Below are 15967 nucleotides of genomic sequence, written 5' to 3'. Positions count from 1 at the left end.
CGGGGACGGCCCCAATTCTCCGGAGCCTGATATGTCCTGGATTATCTTAGTTATTGCTGGTCTGCTGGAAGTGGTATGGGCCGTTGGCCTGAAATATACCCACGGCTTTAGTCGTTTGACGCCGAGTGTTATTACCGTGACGGCGATGATTGTCAGTATGGCGCTACTTGCCTGGGCGATGAAATCGTTACCAGTAGGGACGGCTTATGCCGTGTGGACGGGTATTGGCGCAGTCGGCGCGGCTATCACCGGCATTGTACTGCTCGGTGAGTCCGCTAACCCGATGCGCCTGGCGAGTCTGGCGTTAATCGTATTGGGGATTATTGGTCTGAAACTCAGCACTCACTAACTACCGGGCTGCTGTACCCAAATAAACTTACTGACATCAAACCCTTCCCGGGTCGCGACTGCCAGCATCTCCTGTTTCACTTCGTCAGAAATGGTTGGCGTGCGGGAGAGTATCCACAGGTAGTCGCGGTCCGGGCCGCAAACCAGCGCATGGCGGTATTCCCGATCAAGTGCAATGACGTTATAACCGCCATAGAAAGGACCAAAGAATGACACTTTCAGCGCAGCGCGTGTTGGTGCGCCGGTAAAGTACGCTTTCCCTTCACTCTGCTGCCACATTTCTCTGTCAGGGTTATAGCCTTTATTGATGACATTCAGGCCGCCGTCATCACGCAGACTGTATGTTGCGGTGACTTTTTCCAGTCCACGTTCAAAACGGTGATCAAAACGGGCAATCTCATACCAGGTACCGAGATAGCGTTTAGCGTCGAAATTATTCACTACTGTCACGCCACGCGGCGGCGTAGGAGAACTGCAGGCAACGACCAGAAATGCAGCTGTCGCTGCGGCAACGAGAGGGAGCAGGCGCATAAATGTTTCCTTACTGGTTTTTTTCTAAGTGTAGATGACAGCAAGGAAAAGCGCAGAAAAGGTCCGAAAATTCGGACCCGATGAAATTTTACTGTAGAGCGTTGAGAATCTGCCAGGCGGCGGTGACTCTCGCTGGATTGGGATAGTTTTTGTTAGCCAGCATCACTATACCCAGCTCTTTTTCTGGAATAAACGCGACATAGCTACCAAATCCGCCGGTTGCCCCTGTTTTATGTACCCATGATGCGCGTACTGCAGGAGTTGGGGGCGTAATCGCTTTTACGGGGCGTGCTGCCAGTGCAATTTTATTGCCACTGCCGTTAATGATGCTGTCAGGATTTACCGGCCAGTCCAGCATTTCCCAGCCCAGGCCCTGATACATATCGCCGGTTTGCCAGTAGCGAGATTGTGCCAGTTGTATCCCTTGCTGAAGTGTTTTGTCGTTGATATCACGGGGATTCATATTGCTTCGTACCCAGCAGGCCATATCTTCAATGGTCGACTTCACACCATAAGTTTCAGCATCTAACGCCCCTGGCGAAACATGAACTGCCTTGCCTTCGCGATATCCCCAGGCGTAATTCTTTTCTTCTGCGGGCGGTACATTAATCCACGTATGGTTGAGTTTGAGTGGCTGGAAGACACGTGTTTGCATCGCCTGCTCAAAACTCAAACCAGACGGCTTCACAGCCAGTGCGCCGAACAAACCGATACTGGAGTTGGCATACAGACGTTGTGTTCCTGGAGCCCATGCAGGCTGCCAGTTTTGATAGAAGCGCAGCAAGTCGCTTGAGGATTTCACCTCATCCGGCACCTGCAATGGCAGGCCGCCAGCGGTGTAGGTTGCGAGATGTAATAGTGTGATCCCGTTCCACTGTTTAGCGGTAAGTTCAGGCCAGTATTTTGTTGCGGGATCGCTTAACTTGATTTCCCCTCGAGCAATAGCGTCGCCACCAAGCACGCCCGTAAATGTTTTGCTGACCGAACCTAACTCAAACAACGTTTGCTGTGTGACGGGCTGCTTTTTGGCGATGTCCGCATAGCCCCAGGTAAAGTAATAAGGTTTACCCTGATAAATTACCGCCACCGCCATACCGGGGATCTTTTGTTGCTCTATAAGCGGGGTAATTGTGCGATGCACAATATCGTTGATTTTTTGGGGGGCAGCAAATGTGGAGCAAGAGGCGGTAATTAATAAGGCGCAGAGCGTCGTTTTGAACATAGGGTCTGGTTTCCATACAAAACGGCCCGCCATAGGCGGGCCGGATTTACATTGGCGATGCGTTAGATTGTAACGACACCAATCAGCGTGACAACTGTCAGGATAGCAGCCAGACCGTAGAAAACCCATTTGCCCGCAGGTACGTGGATTTTCAGATCGTGCATCGCGTGGTGCATACGGTGTAAACCACACCACAGCGGCAGAACGATCATCAGGAACAGGAATACGCGACCAATGAAGCTCTGCGCGAACGCCAGAACGCGCTCGTAGCTCAGTGCATCACCCGGAAACAGCCCCAGCGGCAGCAGAATACCCACCAGCAGGATCATCACCGGCGCAATAATTGCGCTCCACATACCACCGGCCCCGAAGAGGCCCCAGAATACCGGTTCGTCAGAACGCTTTGGATTTGGATTGATCATCTCAGGCTCCTTACCAGTACAGGGCAACAAACAGGATTACGATGGTGGCAACCACAGTTACCGCCCAGAGACTTTTGATAATTGGCTCTGGACCCATTTTTTCGTCTTTTACAATGATATTGGCCGCTTTCGGTGCCAGTTCAAACCAGGTTTTGGTGTGCAGCAGAGCTGCCGCCAGAGTGATCAGGTTAATGATCACAATAACCGGGTTTTGTAAAAAGTCGACGAATCCCGCCCAGGCTTCCGGGCCATTTTTCAGGGCAAACAGCCCGAAAATCAGTTCAATGCTGAACCACACAGCCGGAACCGCCGTGCCTTCGCGCAGCATGTAAAAGCGATAAAACGGCAATTTTTTCCACCAGGTGGACGTCATTGGCCGTACATACGGTTTACGTTTAGTCGTCATGTTGCACTCCTTAGCGTGGTTTCAGGGTCGCGATAAGAAAGTCTTTCGAACTTTCTACTTTGCCCTGCTGAATGGCCGCAGCCGGATCGACGTGTTTCGGGCAGACTTCGGAGCAATAGCCCACGAAAGTACAGCTCCATACGCCGTTCTGGCTGTTCAACTGCGCCATACGCTCCTTCTTACCGTGGTCGCGGCTATCTTCGTTATAACGATGCGCCAGCGTAATGGCAGCCGGACCGATGAACTCTGGGTTCAGGCCAAACTGCGGGCACGCGGCGTAGCACAGACCACAGTTGATGCAACCGGAGAACTGGTGATACTTCGCCATCTGCGCCGGGGTCTGGATGTTAGTACCCTGATCCGCGGTGCGGGAGTTGCCGATGATGTACGGTTTGATCGCTTCCAGACTTTCGATGAAGTGGGTCATATCGACCACCAGATCGCGTTCAATCGGGAAGTTAGCTAACGCTTCAACCTTCATACCGTCGGTGTAATCACGCAGGAAGGTTTTACATGCCAGTTTTGGCACGTTGTTAACCATCATGCCGCAGGAACCACAAATCGCCATACGGCAGGACCAGCGGTAGCTCAGGTCCGGTGCCAGGTTGTCTTTGATGTAGCCCAGCGCATCCAGTAATGAGGTAGTTGCGTCATAAGGCACTTCATAGAATGCGCTATGCGGTGCGGTATCGACTTCCGGGTTATAGCGCACCACCTCAATTTTCAGGTTTTTCATCTCAGCCATTCGCCTTCTCCTTCTTATTGGCTGCTTCCGCCTTATCGGCTGCATCCGCTTCGCCACCGTAAACGCGTTTAGCTGGCGGCAGCGTAGTAATCTTCACGTCGCTGTACTCCAGGCGAGTCGTGCCATCAGCATCGCGGAAGGCGAGGGTGTGTTTGAGGAAGTTGACGTCGTCACGCTCGGTGCAACCTTCGTCCAGACGCTGGTGTGCGCCGCGGGACTCTTTACGTGCCATTGCGGAGTGCGCCATACATTCAGCAACGTTCAGACCGTGGCCCAGTTCAATGGTGTAGAGCAGGTCGGTGTTGAACACGCTGGAAGTGTCGGTGATGCGCACGCGCTTGAAGCGTTCCTGCAGCTCTGCCAGCTTGTCGATGGTTTTCTGCATCAGTTCCGGCGTACGGTAGATACCGCAACCTTCTTCCATTGCCAGGCCCATTTCGTCGCGGATCTTCGCCCAGTTTTCGCCGCCATCCTGGTTAACCAGATCTTTCAGACGTTGTTCAACGCCAGCTGCCTGCGCTTCAATTGCCGCTTCGTTGCCATTACCGGCAGTTGCTGCACGCTCTGTCGCTTGTTCACCGGCCAGACGGCCGAAGACCACCAGTTCCGCCAGGGAGTTGGAGCCCAGACGGTTTGCACCGTGCAGACCAACAGAGGAACATTCACCCACGGCGAACAGACCTTTAATGCGGGTTTCACAGTTCTGATCGGTTTCGATACCGCCCATGGTGTAGTGTGCGGTCGGACGTACCGGAATCGGTTCTTTAACCGGATCGACGCCAACGTACGCTTTCGCCAGTTCGCAGATGAACGGCAGACGTTCATGCAGTTTTTTCTCGCCGAGGTGACGCAGGTCGAGATAAACCACATCACCACGCGGCGTGGAGATGGTGTTGCCTTTACGCCATTCGTGCCAAAAGGCCTGAGAAACTTTGTCGCGTGGACCCAGTTCCATATATTTGTTTTTCGGCTCGCCCAGCGGAGTTTCCGGGCCCATGCCGTAATCTTGCAGATAACGGTAGCCATTTTTGTTGACCAGAATACCGCCTTCACCACGGCAGCCTTCGGTCATCAGGATACCGGAACCTGGCAGACCGGTTGGGTGATACTGAACGAATTCCATGTCACGCAGCGGAACGCCGTGGCTTAGCGCCATACCCATACCGTCACCGGTAACGATGCCGCCGTTGGTGTTGTAACGATAAACGCGACCCGCACCGCCGGTAGCCATAACGACCGCGTTAGCACGGATCTGCACCAGCGTGCCTTCCATCATGTTCATTGCTACCAGGCCGCGAACATGACCATCATCAACCAGAATATCCAGCACGAAATGTTCGTCAAAACGCTGGATCTGCGGGAATTGCAGAGAGGTCTGGAACAGCGTGTGCAGCATATGGAAGCCGGTCTTATCGGCGGCGAACCAGGTACGCTCGATTTTCATGCCGCCGAAGCGACGTACGTTGACGCTACCATCCGGGCGACGGCTCCATGGGCACCCCCACAGTTCCAGTTGGGTCATTTCGGTTGGGCAGTGGTGGACGAAATAATCCACGACATCCTGCTCACACAACCAGTCGCCACCCGCTACTGTATCGTGAAAGTGATATTCGAAGCTGTCATGATCCTGCGCGACAGCGGCGGAGCCCCCTTCTGCAGCAACGGTATGGCTACGCATCGGGTATACTTTTGAGATTAGTGCGATTTTTGCATTTGGATTTGCCTGCGCGGCAGCAATTGCAGCACGTAATCCCGCGCCACCGGCGCCTACAATGGCAAGATCGGCTTGAAAGGTTTGCACGACATTCCTCCAGATTGTTTTTATCCCACAGCCCCGTACTTCAGGGTAAGTGCCTGAAAGTTACGGTCTGCGAACGCTATTCCACTGCTCCTTTATAGGTACAACAGTATAGTCTGATGGATAAGTCTGAAATTTGACGAGATCGATTTTTTTAGTGCGCAAGAGGGCTAAATTATCACTGAAGATGATTAATTTAATTACTAAACCATCAGATCGTGCTTTTTTTAGTCACTGCCCACCGTTGTTTGATTCCTGCGTAAAATTTGTCTCGCCGTCGCGTTGCGAGTAGACTTCGTGCCCTTGTCAAAAACTGGAGATTTAACTATGAGCGAAACGGCATCCTGGCAGCCGAGCGCATCCATTCCTAACTTATTAAAACGCGCGGCGATTATGGCGGAGATCCGTCGTTTCTTTGCCGATCGTGGAGTGCTGGAGGTGGAGACGCCTTGTATGAGCCAGGCGACGGTAACCGATATTCATTTGGTCCCGTTTGAGACACGTTTCGTTGGCCCCGGGCATTCGCAGGGGATGAATCTCTGGTTAATGACCAGCCCGGAATACCATATGAAACGCCTGCTGGTTGCCGGTTGTGGGCCGGTATTCCAGCTGTGCCGCAGTTTCCGTAATGAAGAGATGGGGCGTTATCACAACCCTGAGTTCACTATGCTGGAGTGGTATCGACCGCACTATGATATGTACCGGTTGATGAACGAGGTGGACGATCTCTTACAACAGGTGCTGGACTGCCCTGCAGCAGAAAGCCTTTCTTATCAACAAGCTTTCTTGCGTTATCTGGAAATTGACCCACTCTCTGCCGACAAAACGCAACTGCGGGAAGTGGCAGCGAAACTGGATTTGAGCAATGTTGCTGATACCGAAGAAGACCGCGACACGTTGCTACAATTGCTGTTTACCTTTGGCGTAGAGCCAAATATTGGTAAAGAAAAACCGACCTTTGTGTACCACTTTCCAGCCAGCCAGGCATCACTGGCGCAAATCAGTACCGAAGATCATCGGGTCGCTGAACGCTTTGAGGTTTATTATAAAGGTATTGAGCTGGCGAATGGTTTCCATGAATTGACGGATGCCCGTGAGCAGCAACAACGCTTTGAACAAGATAACCGTAAGCGCGCGGCGCGCGGTTTGCCGCAGCACCCCATTGACCAGAATCTGATTGACGCCTTGAAAGTCGGTATGCCTGACTGTTCCGGCGTGGCATTAGGTGTTGATCGTCTGGTGATGTTGGCGCTGGGCGCGGAGACACTGGCTGAAGTCATCGCCTTTAGCGTTGACCGGGCATAATTCTGAAAAATTACTGAATTAACAGCGAAGAATGGCGTAATAAGCGCCATTCTGTAGCATATGTTTTCATTTTTCCGCTAAAGGCCACAATTTAAGACTGGATATTTGATATCATCCAGGTATCAATTCTGTATTGGTTTTTACGCTGCCTGCTCAATGTTGCGCAGTGCAGTTCAGTGGGCACGTGTTATACACGCGCTGAAATGAAGGATGGTTTCATGCCTCACACGATAAAAAAAATGAGTCTGATAGGACTCATATTGATGATCTTTACTTCCGTATTTGGTTTTGCCAATAGCCCATCGGCTTATTACTTAATGGGTTATAGTGCGATTCCCTTTTATATATTATCTGCATTGTTATTCTTTATTCCATTCGCCTTAATGATGGCTGAAATGGGAGCTGCTTATCGCAAAGAAGAAGGTGGTATCTATTCCTGGATGAATAATAGTGTCGGACCACGTTTTGCCTTCATTGGTACGTTTATGTGGTTTTCCTCTTATATCATCTGGATGGTGAGTACCTCCGCGAAAGTTTGGGTACCGTTCTCAACATTCCTCTATGGTAGCGACATGACCCAGCACTGGCGTATTGCCGGACTGGAGCCTACGCAGGTGGTTGGTCTGCTGGCAGTGGCATGGATGATTCTGGTCACCGTCGTTGCTTCTAAGGGGATTAATAAAATTGCCCGCATTACTGCGGTGGGCGGTATTGCAGTAATGTGTCTGAATTTAGTATTGCTGTTAGTAAGCATTACTATTTTGTTATTAAATGGTGGGCATTTCGCGCAGGATATTAATTTCCTTGCATCACCGAACCCGGGTTATCAGTCCGGTCTGGCAATGCTATCGTTTGTGGTATTTGCCATTTTTGCCTATGGCGGAATTGAAGCGGTTGGTGGTCTGGTCGATAAAACGGAAAATCCAGAAAAGAACTTTGCCAAAGGTATTGTTTTTGCCGCTATTGTTATTTCAATCGGTTATTCGCTGGCAATATTTTTATGGGGCGTCAGCACAAACTGGCAGCAGGTATTAAGTAATGGTTCCGTTAACCTCGGCAATATTACCTATGTGCTGATGAAGAGCCTTGGGATGACGCTGGGTAATGCACTGCATTTGTCACCTGAAGCGTCATTGTCGCTGGGCGTATGGTTTGCGCGTATTACTGGACTTTCGATGTTCCTCGCCTATACCGGTGCGTTCTTTACGCTTTGCTATTCACCGTTGAAAGCCATCATCCAGGGGACGCCGAAAGCATTGTGGCCGGAACCGATGACGCGCCTGAATGCGATGGGGATGCCGTCTATCGCCATGTGGATGCAGTGCGGGTTGGTTACTATCTTCATTCTGCTGGTTTCGTTTGGTGGCGGTACCGCATCGGCGTTCTTTAACAAGCTGACGCTGATGGCGAACGTGTCTATGACGCTTCCTTACCTGTTCCTCGCGCTGGCTTTCCCATTCTTTAAAGCACGTCAGGATCTCGACAGACCATTTGTGATTTTCAAAACGCGTATGTCGGCAATGATCGCGACGGTGGTTGTCGTACTGGTGGTGACATTTGCGAACGTCTTCACCATCATTCAACCTGTGGTTGAAGCTGGAGACTGGGACAGCACATTGTGGATGATTGGCGGCCCTGTCTTCTTCTCGCTGTTAGCGATGGCGATTTACCAGAACTATTGCAGCAGAGTGGCAAAAAATCCGCAGTGGGCGGTGGAATAACCCGATGCCCTATCGTCTACCTGACGATAGGGCGTAAAGACAGGAAATGTTATGGATGACACCAGCCGGGACCCGGCAATAACCGAAGATGAAATCAGGGCGCTGCAATTTTCTGCCGGGGATGTAGCGGAAATAGAGCAGACGATTCTCTCTTTTGTCGATGCCTGCCACACCCGTAAAGTGGCGATGGTGGTGGGTAGCACCATTAACACCCTCAAAGATCGCGATGGTAAACGGTGGGGAAACCTGCCGGATATTTATTGCGCTTATCTTATCCGATGTCTGGTTTTTCGCGGGGAATTAGTGGGATACGGCGATTTGTTTCGTATGCGCTATAGCGAAATTAAGCGACCGGTTACCTTATGAGTGCGCGCATGTTTGTCTTATGCTGCATCTGGTTTATTGTGGCGTTCCTCTGGATAACCATCACTTCCGCGCTGGACAAAGAGTGGATGATTGATGGACGCGGGATTAACAACGTCTGCGATGTGTTGATGTATCTCGAAGAAGACGATACCCGTGATGTTGGTGTGATAATGACGTTACCGCTCTTTTTCCCTTTTCTCTGGTTCGCTTTGTGGCGAAAAAAACGCGGCTGGTTTATGTACGCCACCGCGCTGGCTATTTTCGGCTACTGGCTGTGGCAGTTTTTTCTGCGCTATCAGTTTTGTTTGTGAGCCGGATTGGTTCATCCGGCACACAAACTTACAAACTTCCCGCCTGACGACCTTTGCCCGCAGACGTCAGCGTTCTCCCCGTTTGTTTACCGTTGAGGCTTTCCAGACGCATCTGGAAGGGCGGGAATGGCATATCGATACCGTGGGCATGGAAGCCAGCCAGAATCAGCTGGTGGATCTCATGGCGTAGCGGCATACGGTGACCCATCTCAGCGGCGTAAATACGCAGCTCGAAAATCTGAATCCCCTGTTGCAGATCCACCAGGAAGACTTCCGGTGCCGGGTTGTCGATCACCAGCGAGCAGCGACGCGCTGCGGTGAGCAGGATTTCCGTCACTTCTTCGCTATTGGCATCGGCAGGGGCCGGTATCGTCAACACCACGCGCGTGACCGAGTCAGAGAGCGACCAGTTGATAAACTGCTCGGTAATAAACGCCTTGTTCGGCACGATTATCTCTTTACGGTCCCAGTCGCTGATGGTGGTGGCGCGGGTGTTAATTTTCGTCACGCTACCGGTGAGATCGCGAATTGTCACCGTATCGCCAATGCGAATCGGTTTTTCGAACAGGATAATCAGACCAGAGATAAAGTTGGCGAAAATTTCCTGCAAACCAAAACCGAGACCAACACCGAGCGCGGCAACCAGCCACTGCAATTTCGACCACTCAATACCAATCATTGAGAAGCCGACCAGCCCGCCAATCAGCATCAGCAGATATTTGGTGATGGTGGTGATGGCGTAACCCGTACCCGGCGTTAAATCCAGGTGCTGCAAAATCGCCAGTTCCAGCAGCGCGGGTAGGTTGCGCACCAGCTGCGTGGTGATGATAAATACCAGAATGGCAATTAGCACTGCACCGAGGGTAATCGGCTCCAGGCTTTCTACGCCCTGTACAGTGGAAGTGACATCCCACAGAGAAATATTTTCGAGGAAGCCGAAAGCGGAATGGATTTCTGACCACAGCACAATGACCGAAAGCAGGGCGATCAACATCAAAATTGAGCGCACCAGCCGCAAGGATTGCGCACTGATGGCATCGAGATCGACTTCGCTTTCATCGACTTCAATTGCCCCTTCCGGGCTACTGTGATGATGCGCTTCCTCTTCGCCACGCGCGCGTTGCGCTAACATCTCTGCCCGGCGATGCTTCGCCCGGTCAAACGCCAGCCTGCGACGCTGGATCAGCATCCAGCGGCGGATAACGTGATAAACCACCAGTAGCAGGAACCAGATGGCAACCGAGGTTTCAAGCCTCGCTAACAGCGCCTGTGCCGTTGCCAGATAACCCACAGCCGACGCCAGAATGGCAACCAACGGCGCGCCAATCATCATGTTCCACAGCATATGGTTGGTAATGTTGTCGCCGCTGCCCTCTTTGTTGAGATACAGTGGGATCCCGGCCTTTTTCAGGCTGAGGGTGACCACCGCCAGCGCACCGCAAATGAGGATAAAGCAAAGCCGTCCCAGCGAACCGGAGAATTCACGGTCGTCGAGGTTATCGAACATCATCAGCGCCATAATCAGCGGCACAATAAGCCCGATGCTCATCAGGTAGTAGCGCATCCCACGGGAAACACGTTCGCGCGGCCAGCCAAAATGAGCGATAAACAAGCCGTTCGGGCGGGCAAAGGTGGCGCAAATCATCACTACCCACAGCAGCGGCACGGTGGCCGTTACACCATCGCCAATCGCGACCGCCAGCGGATAAGGCCACGCCTCGCGCAAGCCGTAACCCAGCGTCATCCACAGCACCGGTAACGGTGACGCGACGAGAATCGACCAGAAAAGAGTGCGCAACGTCAGCCAGAAGTGATCCTGAGTCACTTTGCCAACTTTCGCCGCCGAACGTTCAAGAAAACGGGTGAAATAGCGGCGCGAGTAAATACTGCAACCGACCAGAATCAACGCGCCAAACAGCGGCAAAATTGTCTCTTTGCTGGTCAGCATCATCACACTGGCTTTGCCCAACTGACTGAAGGTGTCCAGCGAAATGAGACGACGCAGATCCTGGGCGATTTCCAGCGGCCAGGCGATGGTCATCGGGCGCACGTCAGAGGTCCAGAACAGATAGCGGTGCGTTGCTTCGTTCACCTCTTTCAGCGCATCCTCCAGTTGCCCGTTGGAGACTTTCAGCTTGGTCAGTTCCAATAGTAGCGTGTCGCCACCCTGCAACAATGAGTTCAGCAACTCACGCTGAGTGCGCAGTTGTGCTTCCAGAATACGGTTTTGCTCGGCAGTCAGCGGCTGACCGTCGGCCTGATGAATTTGCCGTAGCAGCGGCTGTTTATTAAGCAGATCCTCATAACGTAACCGTTGCACACGCAACTGCGCCATTTCGGTATCAAGCTGTTGTGGTTTCGGCATTTCCGGCAGCCGTGCCACCTGCGCCCGCAGCGCTTCGCCGAGCAGATTGGACGATCCCAGCCATTGCGACTGTTCACGCAGCGTATTCAACGCCTGCCGGACCTGTAACGTCTGGCTGGCAGCCTGACGCTGTTGCGAGGCAACGAGATCCATCCGCTGCGCCTGTTGATTCAAAGCCGCCGATAGTTCGCGGTTAATTTTGAATTGCGCGACGATATCTTTCGGCAAATCGGCGCTGTTTTCTGCCAGCAATTCGGTACTTTCCAGCGCCCGCTCCGCCTCAAGCTGACGTTGGCTGTTTAATTGATTACGCAAGGCCTGCAAATACGCATCCAGTTGCTGGCTCTCTTTTTCCGCCAGCTCTGAGCGTAAGCGCGCTAATTCCTGGCGGTTATTGGCAGACAGCTGCGCCAGCTCCAGTTCATCAACGAGCGCCTTAAGACGTGCAGAGTCAGACTGCAACGCGAAATTTTGTGCCTGATTGAGCGGAGTATTGCCGGTAAGCGTTCCCAGGCGGCGCTCGATCTCATTTAACTGACGGCGGGCGTCGGTTTGCTGTTGCGGCAGTTGATTCAGCGAATCGGCAATCTCGCGGGCGCGCTCCTGCTCTTGCTGGGCCTGACGGCTTTTATCCAGCAACTGGCTGCTGACCTGGAGAATTTCCTGATTCAGCGCGTCGGTAGACATTCCCGGCGACACGCTGCGCGGCTCGTCACGCATGTTGTTTAATTGTGCGCGCAGAGTAGCGGAGAGTTTCGGATAATTATCGATAACTTGCTGATATTGTTTGATGCGCTCAAGGGAACCTTTTCGTTCCTCAAGCGCATTTAAGGCAGACTGGAGCGCCTCTACGACTTCCGGCTGTGCGGGTTTCGCCGCTTTTGCCTGCTCCAGTTCCTGAGTGATTTGTTTGCTATCGGGGGCCGTCGCGGCGTACGCCCCCCAACTGAGGCACCAGGCCATCAGAAAAGTGATAATCAGGCGCACGTCAGCGTTTCCTTTGATGGATTAGACCTGGTCTTTTTTGTCGTCAACCAATGGGCTGGCGTCGTGTTCTGCTTCGATCTCTTCAGCAGGAAGCGGGGCAGGTTCAGCGTCTGGCGTAACAAAGGTTTCGGTAGATACTGCCAGCGGCTGGCCAATTTTCGTGACAGACAGGCTTTCCAGTTGCTCAACCAGATTCACTTTACCCGGTGCAAACAGGTTGATAACGGTGGAACCGAGTTTAAAGCGACCCATTTCCTGGCCTTTCAGCAGTGCCACAGAACCGTCGTTTTCCCCGGCAGGCCAGGTCCAGCGCTTGATGATACCTTCGCGCGGCGGCGTAATGGTGCCCGCCCAGACCGTCTCAATGCTGCCAACAATCGTCGCTCCGACCAGAATCTGCGCCATTGGGCCAAATTCGGTATCGAAAAGGCAAATCACGCGTTCGTTACGGGCAAACAGATTCGGCACGTTCTGAGCCGTGAGATAGTTAACGGAGAAGAGATCGCCCGGCACGTAGATCATCTCACGCAGAATACCGTTGCACGGCATGTGTACGCGGTGGTAGTCACGCGGGGAGAGGTAAGTGGTCACAAACGTACCGTTGCGGAACAGGTCCGCCATCAGATAGTTGCCTGCCAGCAGGGCTTCGAGGCTGTAGTTGTGGCCTTTGGCTTGCAGGATTTTATCTTCTTCGATTTTACCCAACTGGCTGATAACGCCATCGGCAGGCATGACCAGTACATTCGGATCGGTATCGATTGGGCGTACTTCGTCACGCAGCGGACGGACAAAGAATTCGTTAAAGGTGCGGTAGCTGGCGGTGTCCGGCTTTTGCGCCTCTTTCATGTCGACCTTGTAGTATTTAACGAACAGATCGATAACCAGTTTTGTCAGCCATCCTGCCCGCTTGCTTGCGCCCCAACCCGCCAGGCGAGTAAGCCATAGTTTCGGCAGAATGTACTGTAGCGAAAGTTTAAATGAATTTAACAAGGTAGCCTCCAGGCCATTGTTTTGTCGTTCCTGATCCGGCCTACATGCCGGATCCTGAAAAAAAGGGGACGATTCTAACGACGGTTAGCTTAATTGTCAGTCATCCGTATCAGAAAAGTTTTTACGCGTTTTTACCTGCGCCATGCTTTCCAGAATACGGTGATAGTTTTCGAAACGGGTTTCCGCGATTTTCCCTTCCTCAACCGCTTCCCGGATAGCGCAGCCCGGATCGGTATCGTGTTTGCAATCGCGATATTTACACAGACCTAAATAGTCATGGAATTCGACAAAGCCCTGAGTGATTTGTTCCGGCTCCAGGTGCCAGAGGCCGAACTCACGCACTCCTGGGGAGTCAATCACATCACCGCCGTGCGGGAAGTGATACAGCCGAGCGGCGGTCGTGGTGTGCTGACCGAGCCCCGAGTTGTCAGAGATATCGTTGGTCAGGATCTCTTTTTGCAGCCCCAGCAACGCATTCAGCAGGCTGGATTTGCCGACGCCAGACTGCCCGGCAAAAATGCTGATGCGCCCGGTCAACGCCTCTTCCAGCGGTTTTAGCCCATCCTGAGTATGGCTGGAAACCATCAATACGCGATAACCGATATTGCGGTAGATATCCATCTGCTCGTTGACGAACGCCATGCCTTCGTCGTCCAGCAGGTCTATCTTGTTGAGCACAATAATCGGCTCAATCTGCAAGGTTTCGCAGGCCACCAGGTAACGGTCGATAATATTGAGCGACAGCTCCGGCAAAATGGCGGAGACAATGACAATCTGGTCGATGTTGGCGGCAATAGGTTTTACGCCGTCGTAGAAATCCGGACGCGTCAACACCGAGGTACGCTCATGCACCGCTTCCACGATCCCTTTGACATTTACGCCTTCCGCCGCCGGTTTACCCGGACGCCAGACTACGCGGTCGCCGGTTACCAGCGAACGGATGGTACGGCGAATATTGCAGCGGTGAACGTCGCCATCGGCGGATTCCACATCAGCGTGCATACCAAAGCGGCTGATGACGATACCTTCATCAGGCTCGCCAAACAGATTGTCGTCGTAGTCGGGCTTCTCCTTAGACGTTTTAAGACGACGCTGGTGATTGGCGTTCACGCGGCGCTGCTGGCCTTTGGAGAGTTTATTTTTACTCAATCGTACAGACTCCTGGTCGCCCCTGATGGGCAAAACATCTATGATACACGCAATTGTGGATCAATATAGTCACTGTGAATGGGTGGAAAATAGCATGAGTGCCAATGAAAACAACCTGATTTGGATCGATCTTGAGATGACCGGTCTGGATCCCGAGCGCGATCGCATTATTGAGATTGCCACGCTGGTGACCGATGCCAACCTGAATATTCTGGCAGAAGGGCCGACCATTGCAGTACACCAGTCTGATGAACAGCTGGCGCTGATGGATGACTGGAACGTGCGCACCCATACCGCCAGCGGGCTGGTAGAGCGCGTGAAAGCGAGCACGATGGGCGATCGGGAAGCTGAACTGGCAACGCTCGAATTTTTAAAACAGTGGGTGCCTGCGGGAAAATCGCCGATTTGCGGTAACAGCATCGGTCAGGACCGTCGTTTCCTGTTTAAATACATGCCGGAGCTGGAAGCCTACTTCCACTACCGTTATCTCGATGTCAGCACCCTGAAAGAGCTGGCGCGCCGCTGGAAGCCGGAAATTCTGGATGGTTTTACCAAGCAGGGGACGCATCAGGCGATGGATGATATCCGTGAATCGGTGGCGGAGCTGGCTTACTACCGCGAGCATTTTATCAAGCTGTAAAATTTTTCCTGGTCACGTAAGCGCCGGAATCCACTTGCGGCGGCGTGATTTTGACGCTAAATTGAACGTCTTGCTGATAATTTCAGCACTTGAGATAAAAACGCAAAAAAAACTTTTTTGGGGGGTTGCAGAGGGAAAGATTTCTCGTATAATGCGCCTCCCGTAACGACGCAGAAATGCGAAAATTACGAAAGCAAAATTAAGTAGTACGCGGGAATAGCTCAGTTGGTAGAGCACGACCTTGCCAAGGTCGGGGTCGCGAGTTCGAGTCTCGTTTCCCGCTCCAAAATTTGAAAAGTGCTGCAAAGCACAGACCACCCAAGCGGGAATAGCTCAGTTGGTAGAGCACGACCTTGCCAAGGTCGGGGTCGCGAGTTCGAGTCTCGTTTCCCGCTCCAAAATTTGAAAGTGCTGTAAGGCACAGACCACCCAAGCGGGAATAGCTCAGTTGGTAGAGCACGACCTTGCCAAGGTCGGGGTCGCGAGTTCGAGTCTCGTTTCCCGCTCCAAATTCTTCTCTCAATAAAATATCCACAGCGACGCGATGCGTTATTGCTGGTTTTTGTTGTCTCTGACAAACTCTTGTAAACAGAGTTATCCACAGCCTCAGGCTGTAATCTTAATTTCAAAGAAACTTCGCACGGTGAATAGTATTTTTTTA

The 15967-nt window shown here is 52.4% G+C and carries 15 protein-coding genes and 3 tRNA genes; 9 read left to right on the top strand and 9 right to left on the bottom strand.

Annotated features, from left to right (window positions below):
• The first annotated feature begins 31 nt into the window (after window positions 1–31).
• The gene (gene sugE / locus ACU8XX_RS21945; protein WP_000118482.1) at window positions 32–349 is read left to right on the top strand and encodes a quaternary ammonium compound efflux SMR transporter SugE; all 318 of its coding nucleotides are present in this window, start codon (window positions 32–34) and stop codon (window positions 347–349) included.
• Here the strand turns inward: sugE and blc are convergent.
• The 6 genes from blc to frdA all read right to left on the bottom strand — a co-directional run bounded on the left by blc (window position 346) and on the right by frdA (window position 5475).
• Window positions 346–879 (bottom strand): lipocalin Blc, encoded by a 534-nt coding sequence (blc, locus tag ACU8XX_RS21940; RefSeq protein ID WP_001238369.1) that lies wholly within the window; start codon window positions 877–879, stop codon window positions 346–348. The genes sugE and blc overlap by 4 nt on opposite strands.
• An 88-nt stretch (window positions 880–967) precedes the next feature.
• A complete protein-coding gene (locus tag ACU8XX_RS21935; protein ID WP_001300820.1) occupies window positions 968–2101 on the bottom strand; it encodes a BlaEC family class C beta-lactamase in 1134 nt (377 codons plus the stop codon).
• Window positions 2102–2163: 62 nt separating this feature from the next.
• Window positions 2164–2523: a fumarate reductase subunit FrdD gene (gene frdD / locus ACU8XX_RS21930; RefSeq protein ID WP_000609663.1), complete on the bottom strand. Its 360-nt coding sequence runs from the start codon at window positions 2521–2523 to the stop codon at window positions 2164–2166.
• 10 nt (window positions 2524–2533) lie between these two features.
• Entirely contained in the window at window positions 2534–2929 is a 396-nt protein-coding gene (frdC, locus tag ACU8XX_RS21925; protein ID WP_000208757.1) for a fumarate reductase subunit FrdC, read from the bottom strand.
• Between the two features lie 10 nt (window positions 2930–2939).
• Window positions 2940–3674, bottom strand: a complete 735-nt coding sequence (frdB, locus tag ACU8XX_RS21920; protein ID WP_000829498.1) for a fumarate reductase iron-sulfur protein — start codon at window positions 3672–3674, stop codon at window positions 2940–2942.
• Window positions 3667–5475, bottom strand: a complete 1809-nt coding sequence (gene frdA / locus ACU8XX_RS21915; RefSeq protein ID WP_001192973.1) for a fumarate reductase (quinol) flavoprotein subunit — start codon at window positions 5473–5475, stop codon at window positions 3667–3669. Before frdA ends, frdB begins: the two co-directional genes overlap by 8 nt.
• A gap of 324 nt (window positions 5476–5799) precedes the next feature.
• On the opposite strand from frdA, the gene epmA reads away from it, so the two are divergent.
• The 4 genes from epmA (at window position 5800) to ACU8XX_RS21895 (ending at window position 9175) form a co-directional block, all read left to right on the top strand.
• A complete protein-coding gene (gene epmA / locus ACU8XX_RS21910) occupies window positions 5800–6777 on the top strand; it encodes an elongation factor P--(R)-beta-lysine ligase (RefSeq protein WP_000004770.1) in 978 nt (325 codons plus the stop codon).
• A gap of 218 nt (window positions 6778–6995) precedes the next feature.
• Window positions 6996–8498, top strand: coding sequence for a glutamate/gamma-aminobutyrate family transporter YjeM (gene yjeM / locus ACU8XX_RS21905; protein WP_240765301.1), 1503 nt, complete (start codon window positions 6996–6998; stop codon window positions 8496–8498).
• A gap of 51 nt (window positions 8499–8549) precedes the next feature.
• Window positions 8550–8864, top strand: coding sequence for a protein YjeN (gene yjeN, locus ACU8XX_RS21900; RefSeq protein ID WP_000342867.1), 315 nt, complete (start codon window positions 8550–8552; stop codon window positions 8862–8864).
• A complete protein-coding gene (locus ACU8XX_RS21895) occupies window positions 8861–9175 on the top strand; it encodes a YjeO family protein (protein WP_001276180.1) in 315 nt (104 codons plus the stop codon). Before yjeN ends, ACU8XX_RS21895 begins: the two co-directional genes overlap by 4 nt.
• Before the next feature lie 28 nt (window positions 9176–9203).
• On the opposite strand, the gene mscM is transcribed toward ACU8XX_RS21895, so the two are convergent.
• The 3 genes from mscM to rsgA all read right to left on the bottom strand — a co-directional run bounded on the left by mscM (window position 9204) and on the right by rsgA (window position 14666).
• Window positions 9204–12527 (bottom strand): miniconductance mechanosensitive channel MscM, encoded by a 3324-nt coding sequence (gene mscM / locus ACU8XX_RS21890; protein ID WP_001236847.1) that lies wholly within the window; start codon window positions 12525–12527, stop codon window positions 9204–9206.
• Window positions 12528–12548: 21 nt separating this feature from the next.
• Complete coding sequence (gene asd / locus ACU8XX_RS21885; protein ID WP_016241789.1) at window positions 12549–13517, bottom strand: archaetidylserine decarboxylase; 969 nt, start codon at window positions 13515–13517, stop codon at window positions 12549–12551.
• Window positions 13518–13613: 96 nt separating this feature from the next.
• Complete coding sequence (gene rsgA / locus ACU8XX_RS21880) at window positions 13614–14666, bottom strand: small ribosomal subunit biogenesis GTPase RsgA (protein WP_000041964.1); 1053 nt, start codon at window positions 14664–14666, stop codon at window positions 13614–13616.
• A gap of 94 nt (window positions 14667–14760) precedes the next feature.
• Between rsgA and orn the strand changes: the two genes are divergently transcribed.
• From orn to ACU8XX_RS21860, 4 genes are all read left to right on the top strand, one after another.
• Window positions 14761–15306, top strand: a complete 546-nt coding sequence (orn, locus tag ACU8XX_RS21875) for an oligoribonuclease (RefSeq protein WP_001295188.1) — start codon at window positions 14761–14763, stop codon at window positions 15304–15306.
• Window positions 15307–15516: 210 nt separating this feature from the next.
• Window positions 15517–15592, top strand: a tRNA-Gly gene (locus tag ACU8XX_RS21870).
• Between the two features lie 36 nt (window positions 15593–15628).
• A tRNA-Gly gene (locus ACU8XX_RS21865) sits at window positions 15629–15704 on the top strand.
• A 35-nt stretch (window positions 15705–15739) separates the two neighbouring features.
• Window positions 15740–15815, top strand: a tRNA-Gly gene (locus ACU8XX_RS21860).
• The last annotated feature ends 152 nt before the right edge of the window (window positions 15816–15967 follow it).

This window comes from Escherichia sp. MAL-1, from assembly GCF_052948035.1.
Note: the sequence above shows the minus strand (reverse complement) of the source record. Positions and strands in the feature narration are given on the sequence as shown.